The organism is Bacteroidota bacterium, assembly GCA_018698135.1.
Lineage (GTDB): Bacteria > Bacteroidota > Bacteroidia > CAILMK01 > JAAYUY01 > JABINZ01.
In genome coordinates this window covers 1-19,302 of the sequence record JABINZ010000181.1, presented here as the reverse complement: position 1 = coordinate 19,302, position 19,302 = coordinate 1, and the positions used below count along the sequence as shown (strand labels likewise).

At 34.5% G+C, this 19,302-nt stretch carries 17 protein-coding genes; 9 read left to right on the top strand and 8 right to left on the bottom strand.

Features of this window, described 5'->3' with window-relative positions; genetic code table 11:
• The coding region (locus HOG71_11860) for a DUF1573 domain-containing protein (protein ID MBT5991536.1) at positions 1-757 on the bottom strand (757 nt) is incomplete at its 3' end.
• 272 nt (positions 758-1,029) lie between these two features.
• Between HOG71_11860 and HOG71_11855 the strand changes: the two genes are divergently transcribed.
• From HOG71_11855 to meaB, 5 genes are all read left to right on the top strand, one after another.
• Positions 1,030-2,886, top strand: coding sequence for a type IIA DNA topoisomerase subunit B (locus HOG71_11855; GenBank protein ID MBT5991535.1), 1,857 nt, complete (start codon positions 1,030-1,032; stop codon positions 2,884-2,886).
• A gap of 34 nt (positions 2,887-2,920) precedes the next feature.
• Positions 2,921-5,755, top strand: coding sequence for a DNA gyrase/topoisomerase IV subunit A (locus HOG71_11850; protein MBT5991534.1), 2,835 nt, complete (start codon positions 2,921-2,923; stop codon positions 5,753-5,755).
• 340 nt (positions 5,756-6,095) lie between these two features.
• Positions 6,096-6,524 (top strand): hypothetical protein, encoded by a 429-nt coding sequence (locus tag HOG71_11845; protein MBT5991533.1) that lies wholly within the window; start codon positions 6,096-6,098, stop codon positions 6,522-6,524.
• 219 nt (positions 6,525-6,743) lie between these two features.
• Entirely contained in the window at positions 6,744-7,283 is a 540-nt protein-coding gene (locus HOG71_11840; protein ID MBT5991532.1) for a thioredoxin, read from the top strand.
• A gap of 3 nt (positions 7,284-7,286) precedes the next feature.
• Positions 7,287-8,369, top strand: a complete 1,083-nt coding sequence (meaB, locus tag HOG71_11835) for a methylmalonyl Co-A mutase-associated GTPase MeaB (GenBank protein ID MBT5991531.1) — start codon at positions 7,287-7,289, stop codon at positions 8,367-8,369.
• Here meaB and HOG71_11830 read toward each other — a convergent pair.
• From HOG71_11830 to HOG71_11820, 3 genes are read right to left on the bottom strand one after another with little or no spacing between them, the layout of a single operon-like run.
• Positions 8,366-9,172 (bottom strand): M48 family metallopeptidase, encoded by an 807-nt coding sequence (locus HOG71_11830; protein ID MBT5991530.1) that lies wholly within the window; start codon positions 9,170-9,172, stop codon positions 8,366-8,368. The two genes, meaB and HOG71_11830, sit on opposite strands and share 4 nt — an antisense overlap.
• 12 nt (positions 9,173-9,184) lie before the next feature.
• The gene (locus HOG71_11825) at positions 9,185-9,682 is read right to left on the bottom strand and encodes a DUF4870 domain-containing protein (protein MBT5991529.1); all 498 of its coding nucleotides are present in this window, start codon (positions 9,680-9,682) and stop codon (positions 9,185-9,187) included.
• A gap of 2 nt (positions 9,683-9,684) precedes the next feature.
• On the bottom strand, positions 9,685-10,323 hold the full coding sequence (locus HOG71_11820; GenBank protein MBT5991528.1) for a DUF4389 domain-containing protein: 639 nt from the start codon (positions 10,321-10,323) through the stop codon (positions 9,685-9,687).
• 179 nt (positions 10,324-10,502) lie between these two features.
• Between HOG71_11820 and HOG71_11815 the strand changes: the two genes are divergently transcribed.
• Both HOG71_11815 and HOG71_11810 read left to right on the top strand, forming a co-directional pair.
• Positions 10,503-11,837: a flippase gene (locus HOG71_11815; protein MBT5991527.1), complete on the top strand. Its 1,335-nt coding sequence runs from the start codon at positions 10,503-10,505 to the stop codon at positions 11,835-11,837.
• Positions 11,827-12,765, top strand: a complete 939-nt coding sequence (locus HOG71_11810) for a hypothetical protein (GenBank protein MBT5991526.1) — start codon at positions 11,827-11,829, stop codon at positions 12,763-12,765. The genes HOG71_11815 and HOG71_11810 overlap by 11 nt, the downstream gene beginning before the upstream one ends.
• Here the strand turns inward: HOG71_11810 and HOG71_11805 are convergent.
• Entirely contained in the window at positions 12,762-13,298 is a 537-nt protein-coding gene (locus HOG71_11805; protein ID MBT5991525.1) for a dCTP deaminase, read from the bottom strand. The genes HOG71_11810 and HOG71_11805 overlap by 4 nt on opposite strands.
• 203 nt (positions 13,299-13,501) lie before the next feature.
• Between HOG71_11805 and HOG71_11800 the strand changes: the two genes are divergently transcribed.
• Both HOG71_11800 and HOG71_11795 read left to right on the top strand, forming a co-directional pair.
• Positions 13,502-14,407, top strand: coding sequence for a hypothetical protein (locus HOG71_11800; protein ID MBT5991524.1), 906 nt, complete (start codon positions 13,502-13,504; stop codon positions 14,405-14,407).
• An 18-nt stretch (positions 14,408-14,425) separates the two neighbouring features.
• Positions 14,426-15,688: a c-type cytochrome gene (locus tag HOG71_11795; GenBank protein ID MBT5991523.1), complete on the top strand. Its 1,263-nt coding sequence runs from the start codon at positions 14,426-14,428 to the stop codon at positions 15,686-15,688.
• A 57-nt stretch (positions 15,689-15,745) separates the two neighbouring features.
• Here the strand turns inward: HOG71_11795 and HOG71_11790 are convergent, their stop codons facing one another.
• The 3 genes from HOG71_11790 to HOG71_11780 all read right to left on the bottom strand — a co-directional run.
• Positions 15,746-17,191 (bottom strand): hypothetical protein, encoded by a 1,446-nt coding sequence (locus tag HOG71_11790; protein ID MBT5991522.1) that lies wholly within the window; start codon positions 17,189-17,191, stop codon positions 15,746-15,748.
• Positions 17,192-17,215: 24 nt separating this feature from the next.
• A complete protein-coding gene (locus tag HOG71_11785) occupies positions 17,216-18,859 on the bottom strand; it encodes an amidohydrolase (protein MBT5991521.1) in 1,644 nt (547 codons plus the stop codon).
• Between the two features lie 2 nt (positions 18,860-18,861).
• Positions 18,862-19,302 (bottom strand): HAD-IA family hydrolase (locus HOG71_11780; protein ID MBT5991520.1); only part of this gene is annotated, 441 nt, incomplete at its 5' end.

Sequence of the window (19,302 nt, the reverse complement as noted above, 5' to 3'; positions counted from 1 at the left end):
TTTTAAGTTCCTCTTCGCTTAGTATTTTAATATTCTTAATAATATTAGCAACAACAATTAATTCCTTTTCAGGCATTAATGGGTCATCAGTTTGTAATTGCATGCGTTCAAAAACATAGCCCAAATCTTCTTTTATATAAGCACTGAAATAAACTTCTATTTTCCTTTTTTCTCCAGCTTTCAATACAATGGGTGTATATTCAGTACGGAGGCAATCAGGCAAGCGCATACTGGATATGGTTATATCCGTTTTACCAAAGTTATACACCTCAATCAATCCTGTATCAATTTCATTTTCAAAAACTTCACCCAAAACAACATGATTAACTTTAAACCGCAAACCGCCCATAAGTGCTGGGTAATCGTCTAGCTCAGATCTGGGTCGAGGAATAACATTTCCTTCAATTGTTAGCACTATTTTGCTATTTGAGTTTCCAATTACAGTAATTGTCTTCGAAAATTTCCCACGTAAATTGGCAGGATCATAAGTTGCACGTACAAAACCTGTTTTCCCGGCTTTAACCGGTTCTTCTGAATAAGCAGGGGTTGTACATCCGCATGATGCATCAACTTTTGTAATAATATACTTTTCTTTGCCGGTGTTATGAAAAATAAAATCATAACTAACAGGACCCTTTTCTTCATGAATGGTACCATAATCATGAGTTAATTTTTCAAACTCTATCGTTGTGGTTTTCTGTGCATTAACAACAATGCTTAGCGCAATAATTGATAACAATAAACTGATGGTTTTCATTATTTTAGAAATTTTCATATTCGTTTTTGTAACTGTCTAAATTTTACAAGATTTATGCCATCCAATTCTTCTGTAAAAATTGTCAGGCAATACAAGAAGGACGAATTAGAATAAAAATTAGTTGCATTTAGTCCAATAAATACTGAAATACGCTCAAAACTACTGTTAATATTGGTTTTTTGTTATTTTGTTATCAACAGAGCGTTGATTAATTGAGGCTTTTTTTATCCATTCACTTTTCTATTTTTGCGGCATTAAAAAGATGCGCAGATATGTCTAAAACACTCTATACTGAAGATTCAATTCGTTCACTCGATTGGCGGGAACATATCCGCATGAGACCCGGTATGTATATCGGAAAGCAGGGCGATGGATCTTCTCGTGATGATGGCATATATATACTTGTTAAAGAGATAGTTGACAACTCCGTTGATGAGTATGTAATGGGCTATGGTAAAAAAATTGATATTACAGTTGAAGATAATATTGTTTGCATACGTGACTATGGAAGAGGCGTTCCTTTAGGCAGTGTGATTGACTGTGTGTCCAGAATTAATACAGGCGGAAAATATGATTCCAAAGTATTTAAGAAAGCTGTAGGACTTAATGGTGTTGGTGCAAAAGCCGTAAATGCATTATCAGGCAAATTTAAAATAGAATCAATTCGCGATAAAAAGTGTAAAATTGCTGAATTTGAAAAAGGCGAATTAATTCAAGATATGGATGTAGCTGATTCCACCAAAGTGGATGGCACTATTGTTACTTTTACACCTGATGATGAAATATTTGAAAACTACAATTATATTCCTGCCTATTTGAATAAATTGTTATGGAATTATGCTTACCTCAATTCTGGCTTAACAATTAATTATAACGGTGAGAAATTCTTTTCAGCTAATGGACTTTATGATCTGCTTCAGAATAAAACCAATGTTGAAAATCTGGAGTATCCCATTATTCACTTAAAAGGGGAAGACATTGAAGTCGCATTATCGCACGGAAAACAATATGGAGAGGAGTATTATTCATTTGTAAACGGGCAATATACGCCACAGGGCGGAACACACTTATTGGCATTTAAGGAAGCTATTGTTAAAACAATTCGTGAGTTTTATAAAAAGACATTTGATCCTTCCGACATTCGAGCATCTATCATTTCAGCAGTTAGTATCAAAGTGATCGAACCTGTTTTTGAATCTCAGACAAAAACAAAACTTGGTTCAATGCACATGGAGCCTGATGGTCAGACAATCAAATCTTTTGTTAATGATTTCATTAAAAAAGAATTAGACGATTATTTGCATAAGAATCCAGATGTTGCTGACACATTGCACAGAAGGATTATCCAGTCTGAAAAGGAAAGAAAAGCAATTTCCGGCATTAAAAAACTGGCCAATGAAAGGGCTAAAAAAGCCAACTTACACAATAAGAAATTAAGAGATTGCAAAGTTCATTTTACAAATTCTGATCACGAGAAAAGATATGACACAACACTCTTTATTACGGAGGGTGATTCAGCAAGTGGTTCCATTACAAAATCACGGGATATTGACACACAAGCTGTTTTCAGTCTAAGAGGAAAACCTTTGAATACATTTGGCCTGAAAAAGAATGTGGTTTATGAAAATGAAGAATTTAACTTGCTACAACACGCTTTAAATATTGAGAACGGAATTGATGAATTACGCTATAACCGAATCGTAATTGCTACAGATGCTGATGTAGATGGCATGCATATTCGCCTGTTATTGCTGACTTTTTTCCTGCAGTTCTTTTCTGATTTGGTGAAAGATGGGCATGTTTATATTTTAGAAACACCCTTATTCCGGGTTCGCAATAAAGTAAAAACATATTATTGTTATTCCCAAGAGGAAAAACGACAAGCCATGAAAAAACTGGGTGCAAAACCAGAAATAACCAGATTTAAAGGATTGGGAGAAATTTCTCCTAATGAATTCGGTTTGTTCATTGGCAACAAAATGAAACTGGAGCCAGTAATGCTCAGTGATCAGGAAGACATAAAGAATCTTCTCAATTATTACATGGGCAAAAACACACCAGAACGACAAGAATTTATTATTTCAAATTTGAAAGTGGAAAAAGATATTGTTGAAGAGGAATTAAAATAATACATCTAAAAAGAAAAACACATTTACGTAATCAATGGATCCAGAAAACGACATACAAGAAAATCAAGAAGAAGCTAAACCCAAAGGCAAAGATGTAAAACCGGTTTCTAGTCTTTATAAAGAATGGTTTCTTGATTATGCTTCATACGTAATTCTTGAAAGAGCTGTTCCGGCCATTGATGATGGATTAAAACCTGTTCATAGAAGGATTTTACATGCCATGAAAGAAACCGATGATGGTCGCTTTAACAAAGTAGCCAATGTAATCGGTAATACCATGCAATATCATCCGCATGGCGATCAATCAATTTCGGATGCAATTGTAAATATTGGCCAAAAAGACTTACTAATTGACACACAAGGAAACTGGGGAGATGTAGTTACTGGAGACAGCGCTGCTGCTGCCCGTTATATTGAAACCCGACTTTCCAAATTTGCTCACGAGGTAGTCTTTAATCCAGAAACTACAGAATGGCAATCCTCCTATGATGGAAGAAAAAGAGAACCTATCAATTTGCCTGTAAAATTCCCCTTGGTTCTTTCATTAGGAGCAGAGGGTATTGCTGTAGGACTTTCCACACGTATTCTGCCACATAATTTCAATGAACTCATCCGTGCATCCATTGCTATTTTAAAAGGAAATGAATACGAAATTTATCCTGATTTTCCCACCAACGGCTTAGCTGATTTCAGTAACTATAACCAAGGGAAAAGAGGAGGAAAAGTTAGGGTCAGATCTAAAATTGAAATTATTGACAAGAAAACAGTGGCCATTCGAAATGTCCCCTTCTCTGTCACAACAACAACCCTAATCGATTCTATTGTCAAGGCCAATGATAAAGGGAAAATAAAAATAAAGCAGGTTATTGATAATACGGCAAAAGATGTTGAGATAATTGTAGAATTACAAAAAGGGATTTCACCTGATGTGACAATTGATGCACTGTATGCATTTACAAGTTGTGAAACATCTATTTCCACAAATGCTTGTGTCATCCAAAACGACAAACCTGTTTTTATTGGTGTAAGGGATATTTTAGAAGATTCAACACAAAGAACAATAGATTTACTCAAACGAGAACTAGAAATTCTGCGTGATCATTTGTTGAATAAATGGCATTATTCTTCGTTGGAAAAAATATTCATTGAGAAAAAAGTTTATCGTGATATTGAGGAGTGCGAAACCTGGGAAGCCGTAATTGAAGCCATCGATGAAGGGTTAAAGCCACATATCAAACACCTCAAACGAGCTGTTACAACTGAAGATATTGTTCGCTTAACTGATATTAAAATTAAACGAATTTCAAAATACGATGCTTTCAAAGCAGATGAAATTATTATTCAAATTGAGAAAGACTTGGAAGAAGTTGAATTTAATTTGAGTCATTTAATTGATTTTGCCATAAAATATTTTGAGAATCTGCTAAAGAAATATGGAAAAGGCAGAGAACGCAAAACAGAAATCCGACATTTTGATACTATTCAGGCAAAAAATGTTGTTGCAGCAAACAAAAAATTATACGTAAACAGGGCCGATGGATTTTTTGGATTCGGATTGAAAAAAGAAGAAAGTATCGGTGAATGTTCTGAATTGGATGACGTTATTACTTTTAGAAAAGACGGCACCTATTCTATACAAAAGGTTGATGAAAAAGTTTTTGCAGGTAAAAACATCATTCATATTGATGTTTTTAAGAAAGACGATGAACGAATGACTTATAATGCGGTTTACCTCGATGGGAAATCGAAGAATTCAATGGTAAAACGATTCAATGTTACCTCCATAACTCGCGATAAAGAATACGATTTAACCAAAAAATCTCCCGGCTCCAAAATCATTTACTTTACAGCCAATCCACTAGGAGAAACCGATACTGTTACAGTATACTTAACACAAGGAAGCAAAGCAAGGAAAAAAATATTCGATTTCAATTTTGCTACTATCGACATTAAAGGAAGAGCTTCTCAAGGAAATATTCTAACCAAATATCCGGTTAGAAGAATAGTTCAGAAATCAGTAGATAAAACAAATATCATTGGTATTGATGTGTGGTACGATGAATACATCGGGAAATTAAATACCAAAGAAATTGGCAGGCACATAGGCAGCTTCGCCCCTGACGACCTGATTCTGGCCATTACGTCTGATGGATATTATGAATTGAAAGCATTTGATGTTAATAATCATTATGATATTGACAAAATTACCTATATCGAGAAATTCAACCCTAACCGCGCTTTAACGGCTATTTACTTGAACGGGGAATCGAATATCTACTATGCCAAACGATTTAAAATTGAAACGTCCAGAACCAATACTGCTTTCAAATTTATTAGCGAGAACAAAAAATCCAAATTGATTGTTATCTCAGATGCAGATCGGGTTATTGTCAAGACCAGCTATTTAGACAAGAAAAGTGGTGATAAAAATTCTGAGACTCTTGAACTCAGCGAATTCATCGAATTGATGGGCTGGAAAGCTGTTGGCAAAAAGCTCAATAACAATAAGGTAACTTCTGTAAAAATCATTGACATGATTTATGAAGAAGTTGAGTCTGAAATTGAAGAGGAAGTCAGCACTGTAAATGTTGAAATAATTGATGAGGTTATAGATGAAGAGCCAGCAAAAAAAACCAAACCAATTGACGATATTGAGGAAGATGTTCCTTCTAGCATATCAAATCCTACTGAAGGAGAAATAAAGGTTTCCGACAAAAAAGAGGAAAAGGATGAAAGTAGTAAACCTGAAAAAGAAACCCCTAAAATCACCAAAAAACCATTTCCAAAAACCAAAGAAAAGATAGTTGAAAAGAAGCCCAAGAAGAGCAAGGATGACGATGATGACTCAGGGCAGCTAAGTCTCTTCTAGGCGTCTGTTTAAGGCATTTTTCATGCTTCTAAAACATTCAGATTGTACATTTTTTTGACATAAATTGGGATTATTAAATATTTACACTATCTTAGAGTTAAATTAATGTAGCCCTGTTATCATTTTAACACTGGAATATATTGATTTGTTAATATTTGTTTAACTAAAAATACTATATGGTTATTTTTTACTAGGATTTATTCTCTTCACCTTTTGAGCAACAACATATCGCCCAATTTTAACTCGATCTGCAGATTTTATTTGAAGAAATGAATTTGTATTTGTAGTCGAGAGATTGAATTGTCTTAGTAAATTATTCATATAATTAAGAATGGATAATTTGAGTAAATATATTCCCTGTGTAAGTAAGAGAGGTCTGCTATTTGTAGCTGGTATTGCCTGGCTTGGCACCAGTGGCTTTCTTATAATCAGCGGAATTTCAAATATCCTGACAAACAATTCAGCACTGATGCATCGACTTGGATTAGCAGTGCCAATTGGCTTATTGGTCTATTTTGTCATATTTCGAAGAACAATTTACAAATATCTTGATCGCATATTCCGTATGAATAATCGCAAACATTTCATCCTTTCTTTCATGGGAATTAAAGGATATACTTTCATGCTGATTATGTCATCTATCATATTAAGTACAGAATTATATAAGGTTATTGCACTGGATTATATATTCACGTTCAAAACCATAATGAGCATACCGGTTTTCCTTTGTTCTCTGATGTTTTTCAGAGCATGGAAAGCGTATGAATGATTTTTGCCTTTCGTCATCAAGTCATTTATGGCAATTCCTTCCTGCCGTAAATGACTTTTTGCATTAATGGCTTGTAAGTTGCCCCCCTATTGTCTTGAATAAGTTCATTTAATTTGAAAATTCAAATAACAAACACAAATCTCAGATGTTAATTTCATTGGATTTATGTCTATTATCTGATGAAAAAATTATGTAGGTTTGTGTTAACAATGTTATTCTATGATTAAGAAACAAATATTTTTACTGATTATAGCTATGTGTTTTCTGTCCATATCAGAAACATTTAGCCAGAATTTCAATCGCAAAATGACTAATAATAAAAGTGGTGAAGAAATTTTGGTTGGGATGTGCACACGCAGTGCATTTATGAAGGATTCCTATAGAGAATGGTTTATTCCTGAATACAAATCCTATAATGTAAACTCAAAAAAAGTTGTTATTGACAGTTTAAAACCTTTAATCAATAAAGTACAAATCAAAATTGTATTAGGTACATGGTGTTCTGATAGTCAGGAACAAGTACCTCATTTTTTAAGCATACTTGATTATTTAAAATACCCCCAAAATAGTTATCAAATCATTTGTACCAATACTCAAAAAGAAGCAGTTTCCTTTTCAATAGATGATTTGGATATTGCTTATGTTCCAACTTTCATCTTTTATATTGATGATGTTGAAATAGGACGAATTATCGAATCACCTATTTTAAGTCTGGAAAAAGATATGTTGGCCATTTTACAGAAAGCTCTTTCGAAATAGCTTATGGCAAAAGATAATAAAAAAGGCTTGTCAATTAATAAAGGTGTGGAACAACCCTCTTCACTTCATTTAAGTTCTGTGAAAAAAGGTACATATAATAAAGCAAGTGACATTCCTATTGAAACTTATATGGATGGTATTGTAAGAGGCGACAGAACCATACTTGGAAGAGCCATTACATTAGTAGAAAGCGCATTGCCTGAACATCAGCATATTGCACAACAAATAGTTGAGAAGTGTTTGCCATTATCAGGAAATTCGATGAGGCTAGGCATAACCGGAATCCCAGGAGTTGGCAAAAGCACATTCATTGAAGCATTTGGGATTCAGCTGATTGAAACTGGCAGGAAAGTAGCTGTTTTAGCTGTTGACCCCAGCTCCGACAGAAGCAAAGGAAGTATTTTAGGAGATAAAACCCGCATGCAAAAACTGGCTGTTAATGAACATTCATTTATTCGCCCTTCGCCATCAGCAGGAACCTTAGGTGGTGTCGCCCGAAAAACAAGAGAAAGTATTCTATTGTGCGAAGCTGCTGGATATGACACAATATTTATTGAAACTGTTGGTGTTGGCCAATCAGAAACAGCCGTTCATTCCATGGTAGACTTATTCCTTTTACTCATGTTGCCAGGAGCTGGTGACGAATTACAAGGAATTAAAAGGGGAATAATGGAAATGGCGGATTTGATCGTTATCAATAAAGCCGATGATAATCGAATCGAAAAAGTTAAAATAGCTCAACAAGAACTTTTGAATGCTTTGCATTTGTTTCCGGCAACAGAATCAACCTGGATTCCAAGAGTTGAGTATTGCTCTTCACTAAATAATAATCGACTTGATTTGGTTTGGGAGCATATTTTGGCCTACCATACACATACTCATGAAAATCAATATTTTTTCATGAAAAGAAAAAACCAAGCAAAATATTGGCTTTACGAAACCATTAATGCTGAATTGAAGAATCAATTTTATCAAGATAATAAGATAAAATCAAGCATATTGAATTATGAGGAACAAGTCCTTAAAAATGAAATAAGCCCTTTTGTAGCCGCAAAACAGTTAATGGAAAAGTATCGAAACGATTAGTCCTCTTTGGCTATTTGTTCCTGAATATTCTGCTTAAACCTATCCCAATCAAGTTGCATATCCTTTGAGACAAAATCTTCATCAACATCATACTCCAGAGATGACTTGATTCTTGAATTTATGTGAGGATGTGTCATCAGAATTTCCAGTTTCTCGTCATATGAGCCCACTTCGTCTTTCAATTTCCTGAAAAAAGTGGCCATCACTCGAGGATCAATTTGAGCCTTATACAGCAAGTCCAATGAAAATTCATCGGCCTCCCTTTCTTGCCTCCTGTCGAAAACTGTTGATGCAGCAGTTCGTCCGACTTCACCAACAACCAATAAATCTCCCGATAAAATAACCGACAAACCAAGCTCTTTTACCAATCTGGAAACAATGTGTCTCTTTTCAATATGTCCCATTTCGTGTGCAATAACGGCAGTAAGCTCTTCCGGATTATCACTAATCTCAATCAAGCCAGAGTATATCATGATATAACCACCTGGCAAGGCAAAAGCATTTACCTCATCATCAGCAACAATCATTAATTTATAATCATAATCGCTGCTTCCCATCGCATCGACTAGTCTATTTTCAATTGCTCCAATTACTGAATCTGTATAATCCGTTTTAATGAGCTGAAAGCTTGCATCTTTAAGCATAACTTCTTCGACTATGAGTTTTCCCAGTTTCTCTTCCTTTGTAATTGATAAGGAGAAATCATCCTTATCAGGAAAAATAGGAAAGATGACAAAAATGCCCCATAGAATGCCAAAAACAGCCAAGAGCTTCAATAAATCAAAAATGATCTTTGTTCGCATAGTTTTTATTCACTAAAATTTGGGAGGTTGATTTACCGGATTCTCAGTCGTTCCTTCCTCTCTTTTTCGATAGACAATCTCGTAGGCATAGGATCCAAAAAACCAGAAATAATAAAATATTCCTTTTTTTGCTTTTACCGCTCCAATAATGCTAAATATGAAATAGATAAGGTTTGCAATCAAAATCATAATCACATAGCCTTTAAAATAATCAGAAAATGAAAATTCATAATACAAAATTCTGATTAGCCAAAAGATACCTCCAGCATTGAGCAAAGTAAGAGGTAATTGTGAAAGCAAAGATTGCAATGTATGAAAACGGACGAAGCGCCCCTTTGCCTTGTTCAAATAATAATAAATGATTGAAGCTACCAAATTTAGAATTGGTAAAGGCAAACCAATTGCCATAGAGGCAAACATCATAAAATAGGCTCCCATTGCGTCTTCCTTCTCCCGATCAGCAATCTGATCGGGTTGAGGAAGCTCGTGATATTCTTTTCTGTATTCCATTTCTATTCTGTTGTTTCAACTGTAGTATCAACTGGAACAGCTTTTTCTGAATCCAATTCTTTTCCTGTAAATGGAGGGTATTCATCTGTCATCCAAAGTCCCATATACATACTGACTCGAAGTGACCAACGCAGGGTCCCAACTGAGAACTCATGCCATGATTTAGGGAAACTTCCTGTAAATAAAACAACCCACCAGGCAAGGAATAATAAAATCATATTCCACAAAAACCGGAAATATAAAGCGAAACCGTGAGGAATCATAACAAAAAAACCTCCAAACAGCGTTTTAACGATCAATGTTCCTCTACTTAATTTCTCAGGATAAGGAATTTCCAAACTGGTCAGATCATCTGTGCCACTGATTCCAAATGTAGGGTATCCATCAGAAAGATTCAAAATTCGAGCGTTAACCCTTAATGACCAAGCCTGATACTTTAACTGAAAATCGAACATGCTTTTGGGATACTCACCAGTGAAAAGGATAATCCACCAAGTAGCAAAAGCCAATATATTGCTCCATAATCCAACAAAAGCCAATAAAAACATGTGTGGCAATGCAATGTAAATCCAACCGAAAAAGGTTCTAAGGAGGAGTTCACCTCTTGAATAATTTTCCTGATGTTTAATTGTTAATCTCATGTGTAAATTTTTAGAATAGTTAAAATAGTTTAAGGTATTAAAAATCATTTAAGACACTAAATATATTACAATATAATTGATTAATAAAGATTAAATTGAAATATATAGTACATCTAAAAAGAAGAATTCATTAGGAGTATTATCTTTGTTGAAATTCTTTCATTTCGTAAAGTATAATTTTGAAAACACCAGATTTCATAAGCAAGGATCTTAATTTGAAAGAAATTTTCAAAGGCGGTTCTGTTGCATTTGTTTTTAAAATTGCTGGAATTCTAATGGGCTATATTTTCTTTTTGATAATTGCCAAGGAATACAAAGCAGAGAAATTAGGTGTCTTTTCATTGTGTTGGACCATGCTTATGTTCGGTGCAGTATTGGGCCGCCTGGGTCTCGATACAGCCATTGTTCGATTCATTGCCTCAGATATTTCAACAGATAAAGGGCAGAACACACGTAATATACATCGTAAAGGTTTGGCATTGGTTCTAATTTCGAGCATCTTTTTTGGTTTGCTATTTTTTGTTTTTAGCAAACATATTAGTTTGCTGTTTTTTGATGATAACAGCAATTATAACTTGATTCGAATTGTTGGAATGGCCATCATTCCATTGTCAGTGATGACTTATAATGCCGAGTCATTACGAGGGCTAAAAAGAATTGGTTTGTTTTCAATTTTTCAAAACGGAAGCATCTATATTCTTGTACTGCTTATCCTTGTCAGTGTTTCGTTTTTTAAGCACGATCTGCATTTCCTAATACAATCTGTATTATTTTCCATCATAATTATGGCTGTTTTCAGTTTGTTTCTGTATCGGAAAGAAGAAAACAAAATTGAACAGATTCATAGTCAAAATAGCAAACCTATCAATAGTATACTAAAAGTAGCTATCCCTATGTTGCTTACCAATTCGCTCTTTTTAGTTATGAATTGGACAGATATCCTGATGATTGGAGCTTTTAGAGCAGAAACTGAAGTTGGTGTTTATAGCATTGCTGTAAAAATTGCAGCCTTAAACTCTATTGTACTTGCTGCTGTAAATAGCATTGCAGCACCAAAATTTGCTGAATTATTTTCAAAAAATAATAAATCAGGATTAAGACGAATTGCCAAGCAAACAACACTCATAAACACTTTATTATCCTTACCTATTTTTCTTGTTATTGTTATTTTTCCAGGGTTTTTAATGCGGCTTTTTGGAGCTGAATTTGAAACAGGTGTTAGTGCATTGATTATATTGGCTTGTGGGCAAATATTTAATGCTTTATCAGGCTCTAAAATGTATATTTTAAACATGACCAATCATGAAAAGACTGGGCAGAATATTATACTATTTGGTGCCATTATTAATGTAATTTTAAATGCGTTGCTTATCCCCAAATATGGACTGACAGGGGGAGCCATTGCAACTCTCAGCAGCACTGTAATTTGGAACGTTTTGGGTGTTTATTATATTCATAAATATCATGGGTTTTTAACGTATCCAATCAACATAAGAAATGAGCATGCTAATTAAACCGAACTTTTTTATTGTGGGTGCGGCCAAGGCAGGAACCACATCTTTATATAAATATCTGGATCAGCATAAGGGTATTTTCTTTAGCCCAATTAAAGAACCGAATTATTTTTCAAGCGATATAAATCCAAGCGAGTTCCGTGCAGATTATCGAAATCACACCGAAATTGTTGGTGAGAAATATTTTAATTCAAAACCATTACGAGAGCTTCACCTCTCTTTTGTTAAGGAAGAAAAATACTACAACCAATTATTTGAAAAAGCCAAAACAGAAACAGCTATTGGGGAATGTAGCACGTCCTATTTATTTTCAGATGTTGCAGCTAAAAACATCAAAGAATTTAATCCTGAAGCGAAAATTATTGCCATACTTAGAAATCCTACAGAAAGAATTTATTCTCATTACTTGATGGGCTTGCGATTTGGTTACACAACAAAAAACTTTAGGGAAGCTATTGAAGAAGACAGTCAACAAACCCAAAAAGGGTGGGGTATTTCAAAGCTCTATATTGAACTGGGCATGTACGCAAGGCAATTGGAACGCTATTTCAATATTTTTCCTAAAGAGCAAATCAAAATTTATTTGAATGAAGAACTAAAAAATAATCCACAAGAAGTAATTTCTGACATTTGTACATTTTTAGAAGTCGAAGATTTTGAATTAGACCTTAGCCAAAAACACAATATTGCAAGCATACCCAAAAATAAAATGCTGAATAAGTTCATGTATCAAAGTGGACTAAAAAATGCAGTTGATGGAATTTTACCAAAAACGTTGAAAAGCAAACTCAAATTGTTTTTTTACGAAACAAAAGAAGTTATTCCAATAAATGAAAAGGATAAAGAATTTGTTAAGGCGATTTATAAACAGGATATCACAGAAACAGCAAAATTAATAAATAAGAATTTAGAGAACTGGTTACTCTAAAACTCATTCTTCCACATCATCGACTCAGTAGGCTTAATTGACCTGGAATTATATTTTGCAGTTTTAAGGTTTGAATAGGATTCATCAACATTCCCATCAACATTCAGGAAGAACAGCTGAGCAATAGGCATACCTGCATAAATGCGGATGGGATGAATAACAGAAAATTCAATTGTCCAGGTATTACAATGCCCGATGCTTCCTTTGCCAGATGAAGGATTAATAATAATTCCCAGTCGGGCAGCACTTGTAATTCCCTCTAAAAAAGGAACGTGTTTATGGGTTTCTGTATACTCCTCGGTAACACCTAAATAAAATGTACCAGGTGTTAAAACCAGTCCTCCCGATGGAAGAATTATTTCATCCATTGGATTCTTTGTTTTCGCATCCAACACGCGCTCGCTAAAGGTCAGCAGGTGTCTGCTTAAATGAAGGTCATAGGAATTTATTCCCATGCACTCCTCACGGAAAGGTTCAACAAGAATGTTTTTCCTTTCAATTTCCTCTAAAATACGATTTCTGCTTAATATCACTCTGATTTCATTTAAAGTATTATAGCTTTGATCAAAAATACAACTAATGCTGGAATTTTAGCTATTTATAAGCCATTTTCAGCATTTTGTTAAATAACAATTAATATTTTCGCAAGATATGGTTACTTTTTAGTCATATTTGATACTAATGAATGTGGAAAATCCATTTATCTAATTTAAACAACTAACACAACACTAAAATTATGAGAAAATTATTCAAGTATTTTGTAATACCTGTTGGCCTGATGACATTTATTAAAGTATTATTCATTGGGTCAGTTGTTTCCACTCTTTTTATGAAATGTGAGTGCGAAAGAGATACAATCGTTGACCCGGTAAGTCCGAAAGGAAGCATTAATTTTGTATTTGACCATTATATTAATGATGCTTCAGCAGTATTTGATCAAATGACATATTGGAATGCAGCTGGAAATAATTGGGAATTAGCCGAAGTACAATGGTTTATATCTGATGTTACCTTACACAAATTGAATGGCGACTCAGTTATGCTTAACAATTGGTCATTCTATCATTACATTGACACCGATATTCCTAGCTCATTGGAATGGGACATTGTTGACAAAGTAGATACCGCTACATACGATCATATTTCATTTACATTCGGTATCAAAGGAGAAAAAAACGAACCTTTTATGTTTGTAAATCCGCCTGAAAACCAAATGTTCTGGCCTTATCATCTGGGAGGCGATGAAGGCGGTTATCATTATCTCAAAATGAACGGATTCTGGCAAGATACCAATTCATTTCGCAGAGGCTTCAACTTCCACTTAGGAGTTGGTCAAAAACAATACAGTAATGGCACCAGAATGAAAGTTTGGGATCCAAGCATTCTTCCTAATGGAGACAGTTCTTATGTTTTTGTACAAAATTGGTTCGAAGTAAAGCTTCCTGCTTCTTCTTTTACTCTTGGTGAAAACAAAACAAAACAAATTGAAATCATCATGAATTTAGAAAACTGGTTGTCTACACCAAATCCATTTGATTTTAACAAATGGGGTGCTGATATTATGGAAAATAATGCAGCCATGCAGTTGGTTAAAGAAAATGGACAAAATGTTTTCTCTGTTGGTGAAATCAAAGATTTATAACATTAAAACTTATCAATCATGAAAAGAATAAAGTATTTAATAAGTTCAATAATTGCAGTAACTATTGCGATTAGCATGCCTGTTTCTATTGGTGTAATTACTTCTCTAACCTTTACTTCTTGTGGAGACAAGGACTCTGTGATTATTATTCCCAACTGGGAAACAACTCCTTATGAATTTCCATTAAAAGTGGATGGTCGCCCGTGGTTTCCAACAGAATTAAACATACCAGCTGATAATCCCACTACTGTAGAAGGAGTAAAACTTGGTCGCTATTTATTTTATGATGGCCGGTTATCTGGTCGTGTGGAGTGCGATTCACAAATGACTTGTGCTACCTGTCATAGGCAAGAGAGTTCTTTTGAGGTTGGCATGGATGAACCCCGATTTCCAGGTGGAAAAACCAGAGGATTACCTCACCCAGCCTATCCGGATGGGAAATGGACTCCACACTATATGATGCCAATGATTAACCTCGTGTTCAATCAGAATGGTTATTTATGGAATGGGAAAGTCAACAACAACAACACAGCTATGGGGGCTGCTCCTTATGGAGTTCCAGCTGAACCACAATACCATATGAAAAACATCGAATCAGTGGTTTGGATGGGAATTGCGGCTCCTCATGAAATGAATGGTAGTCCACAGAAAACGGTTGATATGATTAAAAGTATAGACATTTATCCACCGATGTTTAAAGCAGCATTTGGCACAGAAGAAGTCACTTATGATCGAATTAGTAAAGCAGTAGCTCAGTTTGTCAGAACCTTGGTTTCCTATAATTCAAAGTTTCACAAATGGGTAAGACATACTGCCAGCCTCACTCCTCAAGAACTTCACGGTTACGAATTATATATGTCGGAAGCAGCAGACTGTTTCCATTGTCATGGAGATCCGGTTTTACTAACCACAAACCAGTTTTACAATAATGGTTTAGATACTGTATTTAACGATGGAGGCGACAGAAATGGTTATACCAAGTTAGCTATGGATGTTGGCTCATACAAAGCTCCAACTTTAATTAATATTGAAAAAACTGCACCTTATATGCACGATGGTCGTTTTAATACACTTGAAGAAGTTATCGATCATTATAGTGATGGGGTTGTATACTCGCAAACAATCGATCCGTTGATGAAATATGTTGCTTTTGGAGGAACAAAACTGACTGAGCAGGAAAAAGCTGATTTGCTTGCTTTTCTAAAAACATTTACGGATACTGATTTTCTAACAAATCCGGAATTTGCAAAACCTGCTGATTTAGATACAGGATGTGATTAATATTAAATTTCTTGTTTTTAGTGTGAGACCATTATCATTCAATTGATGATGGTCTTTTTATTTTATGGTTATTTTGGCTAATGTAAATCCACGCTTTTGATCCAGAGCCGGAACCATTATTTCAAATAAACCAACTTGTTGTGCTTGCCTCGGGATAAAGGAGCCATTAAATGTATTGCCATTAACCAGTACCTCAAAATCAACATTACCTGCTGGATCAATGACATGATATAGTAAATTCCATTTCGAACGAGAAAAATCATTGAACAGAATAACAATTTTATTGGCGACAGTAGCATAGGAGAATGATGAATAATATCCATCATCGTTCATGCTGTTCTGATCTTTTCGAATAATTCGATTCCAATCAATTTGACCATCAGCATTTACTGAAACAAGCATAATATCACTATAATGATAATAATATTTAACGTAGGTATTGTTAAGGGCATAATAATCATTTTGCATCTCTTTCTGTATGCTGTAGTACTCGCTGATTAATACATAGCCGCCATCATCTCTTAATACAATCCCCTGTGGATAGTAATTCAGCATTCCACTGGCATCATATTTTCCGGAAATACTGACTATCATTTCATCTGAAAAAGGAGTTAATTTTAAAAATGAAGAGTCATTAAAAACAAAATACCGATACATGCCCATACCAATTATTTGCTCTTTATTATCGGAGCTATAAAATCCTGAGAATAAATATGCTTTATTTACAATATCATATCGATAGGCTATGTTCTCGAATTTCACACTATCAAAATCCAGCTTTCTTATTATTTTATTTTGATTGCCAACATCGTAGTAAAAGAAATCAATATTACTTTTATTTCCTTTCAATAATCCTGACGTTTTTTCATATACTAATGCCGTAAACTGCCCATTGAAAAGTTGAATATTTTTGATGCTAAATTCTTTACTGTAATTTAATCTTGTATGGGCTGAGTTAAGGGTCGTTAATATGTCATCCAATACTAAGATATTAAACTTAATTACATCATTAACGATACTTTCAGCGTACAGAATTACTATTTGATTATATATTAAATCGTATTCAATTTTAAACGATTTGCTATTGGAAGGAACAACAGAGGTTGTTGCGATTAAGTTTTCTTTGTCTACTTGATTAAATGATTCATCATAAACATCGCAATACAGTTTGTGCAGTTTATCTTGTTTCTCATATTCCGAATAAAAAAAGTAAAGTTGACCATTCATGAACCTGATGTCTTCAACACTTGTTCCACTTTCGATATTAAACTCATGGTTTCTGACTACTTTTAATTCAGAATTATACTTTTCAAAAAGAAAATTTTGGGTAGCTTTTTTATCATAACGAACAACAAAAAAATAACCATTGTGTTTACCCAATATCTTAGTAAAAACAGTTTTTCCTTTTATTTTGTCCGGAACCGAATATTTCATGTCCTGAGCAAAAAGGCTGCTTATAACAATAAATACTGAAAAAATAAGAATTACACTGCGTTTAACCATTGTATTGATTTAGCAAAAATCCAGCTAGTATGAATTATTCAATTTATACACCTCCTTGCCCCCTATATAAGTGCTTAATACTTTTGTATCTATAATTTCCAACTCATCAATTTCCATAATATCATTTTCAAGAATCACAAAATCAGCTAGCTTTCCCAGCTCTATACTTCCCTTGATATTTTCTTCGAAATTTGATTTTGCCGCCCAAATTGTCATGGCTTTTAAAGCTTCTTCTCTGCTTAATGCATTTTCAAACTGAAATCCATTCGGAGGATTTCCTTGCTGATCTTTTCGTGCAATTGTTGAATAAAAACCAAACAAAGGATTTATTGATTCCACAGGAAAATCGCTTCCATTTGGAATCCATCCAGTAATATCCAACAAGCGTTTATAAGCGTATGCGTTTTTAACTCGTTCTGAGCCCAAACGCTTTTCTGCCCAGCCCATATCAGATGTGGCATGAGTTGGTTGCACACTGGGAATAATGCTGAAATCTGCAAACTTCTGAAAATCATTTTCACTAATCACCTGAGCATGTTCAATGCGCCATCTCAAATCATTTTTACCTTTCAGATATTCAGCGTATAAATCCAAAACAAAACGATTGGCTGAATCACCAATAGCATGCGTACAAACCTGATAGTTATGATCGTATGCAAATTGGCAATAGGATGTGAAGTACTTATTATCGTGAAGAATAAAACCTGAACTGGACGAGTCATCGGTATAGGGATGACACAAGCAAGCGCCACCTGAGCCCAATGCCCCATCTGCATATAATTTTATGGAACAGATATGTAAATAATCAGTTTGATAAATGCCATTCTCTATCACGAATTTTTTGTTCTCTTCATTCGGATTCAACATGGCATACATGCGCATGTTCAGTTCTTTACTCTCATTAAGAGCAATTATTGCCTGCACTACCTCCTGACTCAATCCAGCATCACTCACCGTTGTTAAACCTACAGCAAAACAATCTTCTTGAGCAATTAGTAATGCATCCATGATTTCTTGTTGGCTTAAATCATTTGCAGCATCTTTAAGCATATCGGCTCCGTTGTCCAATAGTACGCCAGCAAAATTGCCATCTTTTAAAACCATATATTCCTGAATATCTTCTAAAGGAGGATTCACCAAATCCATAGCAGCCTGATTAACCAAAACTGCATGCCCATCAACTCGAATTAATAAAATAGGTCGATCAGGAAATAACTCATTAAGTTTGTTAAATGTAGGAAATTCATTTCCCTCCCAAAGATTTTGATCCCATCCACGACCACGAATCCATGCGGTATTATTATTATCAGCAAAATCCACTACTTTGCTAATCATTTCTTCTTCAGAAACAACACCCGAAAGATTCACTGTGTTTTTATACGATCCATAACCAAAAAAATGGCAATGTGCATCAATCAATCCCGGATAAACAACTTTTCCATGTAAGTCGATAGCATTTTCTGCATAATACTTTTCAGAAACTTCCGATGTTTTTCCGACCATAATAAAATGCCCATCCTTTACAGCAAAAGCCTCTGCATTTGTAAACGCAGCATCAACCGTATACACTTTAGCATTGTATATGATCAGATCAACTTTTTCTTTCTTTTTCACACAACCAACATTTAATAGCAACATGAAAGCTAATGATATTAATATGTACTTCATAATTATACGTGAAGATTAAATTTTTGAATCAGTTCGTCCCAACGCCCCTCTTGTCCAAAATGAAAAACCTGCAAACCCAAACTTGCTGCAGCAGTTATATTTTGCTCCATATCATCTACAAAAAGAGTTGTTGCTATGTTAAGATTACTATCAGATATAACTGTTTCGTAAATCAGCTTATCGGGTTTTCGTAAATGCATAAGATGAGAATAATACTCTTTTTCGAAAGAGTTGTAAAATTCTTTTGTTAAAGGATTGTCAATTATTTCTGAATGAAAATGTTTATAATGAATTTCGTTGGTATTAGAAAGCAAATAGCAGGGATAATTCTTTATAAAGCGCCTCAGATAACGCACATTTTCAACTGGCATGCCAACTAGTATAGCATTAAAAGCAGTCTTAATTTCATCAGTAGTAGGATTTAAGGGAGATGATAGTTGTAA

Coding starts and splice junctions, on each gene's coding strand:
- HOG71_11825 (MBT5991529.1), bottom strand. CDS start 9,682: ATGGAATACAGAAAAGAATATCACGAGCTTCCTCAACCCGATCAGATT.
- HOG71_11830 (MBT5991530.1), bottom strand. CDS start 9,172: ATGCGAACAAAGATCATTTTTGATTTATTGAAGCTCTTGGCTGTTTTT.
- HOG71_11850 (MBT5991534.1), top strand. CDS start 2,921: ATGGATCCAGAAAACGACATACAAGAAAATCAAGAAGAAGCTAAACCC.
- HOG71_11785 (MBT5991521.1), bottom strand. CDS start 18,859: ATGAAGTACATATTAATATCATTAGCTTTCATGTTGCTATTAAATGTT.
- meaB (MBT5991531.1), top strand. CDS start 7,287: ATGGCAAAAGATAATAAAAAAGGCTTGTCAATTAATAAAGGTGTGGAA.
- HOG71_11795 (MBT5991523.1), top strand. CDS start 14,426: ATGAAAAGAATAAAGTATTTAATAAGTTCAATAATTGCAGTAACTATT.
- HOG71_11855 (MBT5991535.1), top strand. CDS start 1,030: ATGTCTAAAACACTCTATACTGAAGATTCAATTCGTTCACTCGATTGG.
- HOG71_11800 (MBT5991524.1), top strand. CDS start 13,502: ATGAGAAAATTATTCAAGTATTTTGTAATACCTGTTGGCCTGATGACA.
- HOG71_11820 (MBT5991528.1), bottom strand. CDS start 10,323: ATGAGATTAACAATTAAACATCAGGAAAATTATTCAAGAGGTGAACTC.
- HOG71_11810 (MBT5991526.1), top strand. CDS start 11,827: ATGCTAATTAAACCGAACTTTTTTATTGTGGGTGCGGCCAAGGCAGGA.
- HOG71_11790 (MBT5991522.1), bottom strand. CDS start 17,191: ATGGTTAAACGCAGTGTAATTCTTATTTTTTCAGTATTTATTGTTATA.
- HOG71_11840 (MBT5991532.1), top strand. CDS start 6,744: ATGATTAAGAAACAAATATTTTTACTGATTATAGCTATGTGTTTTCTG.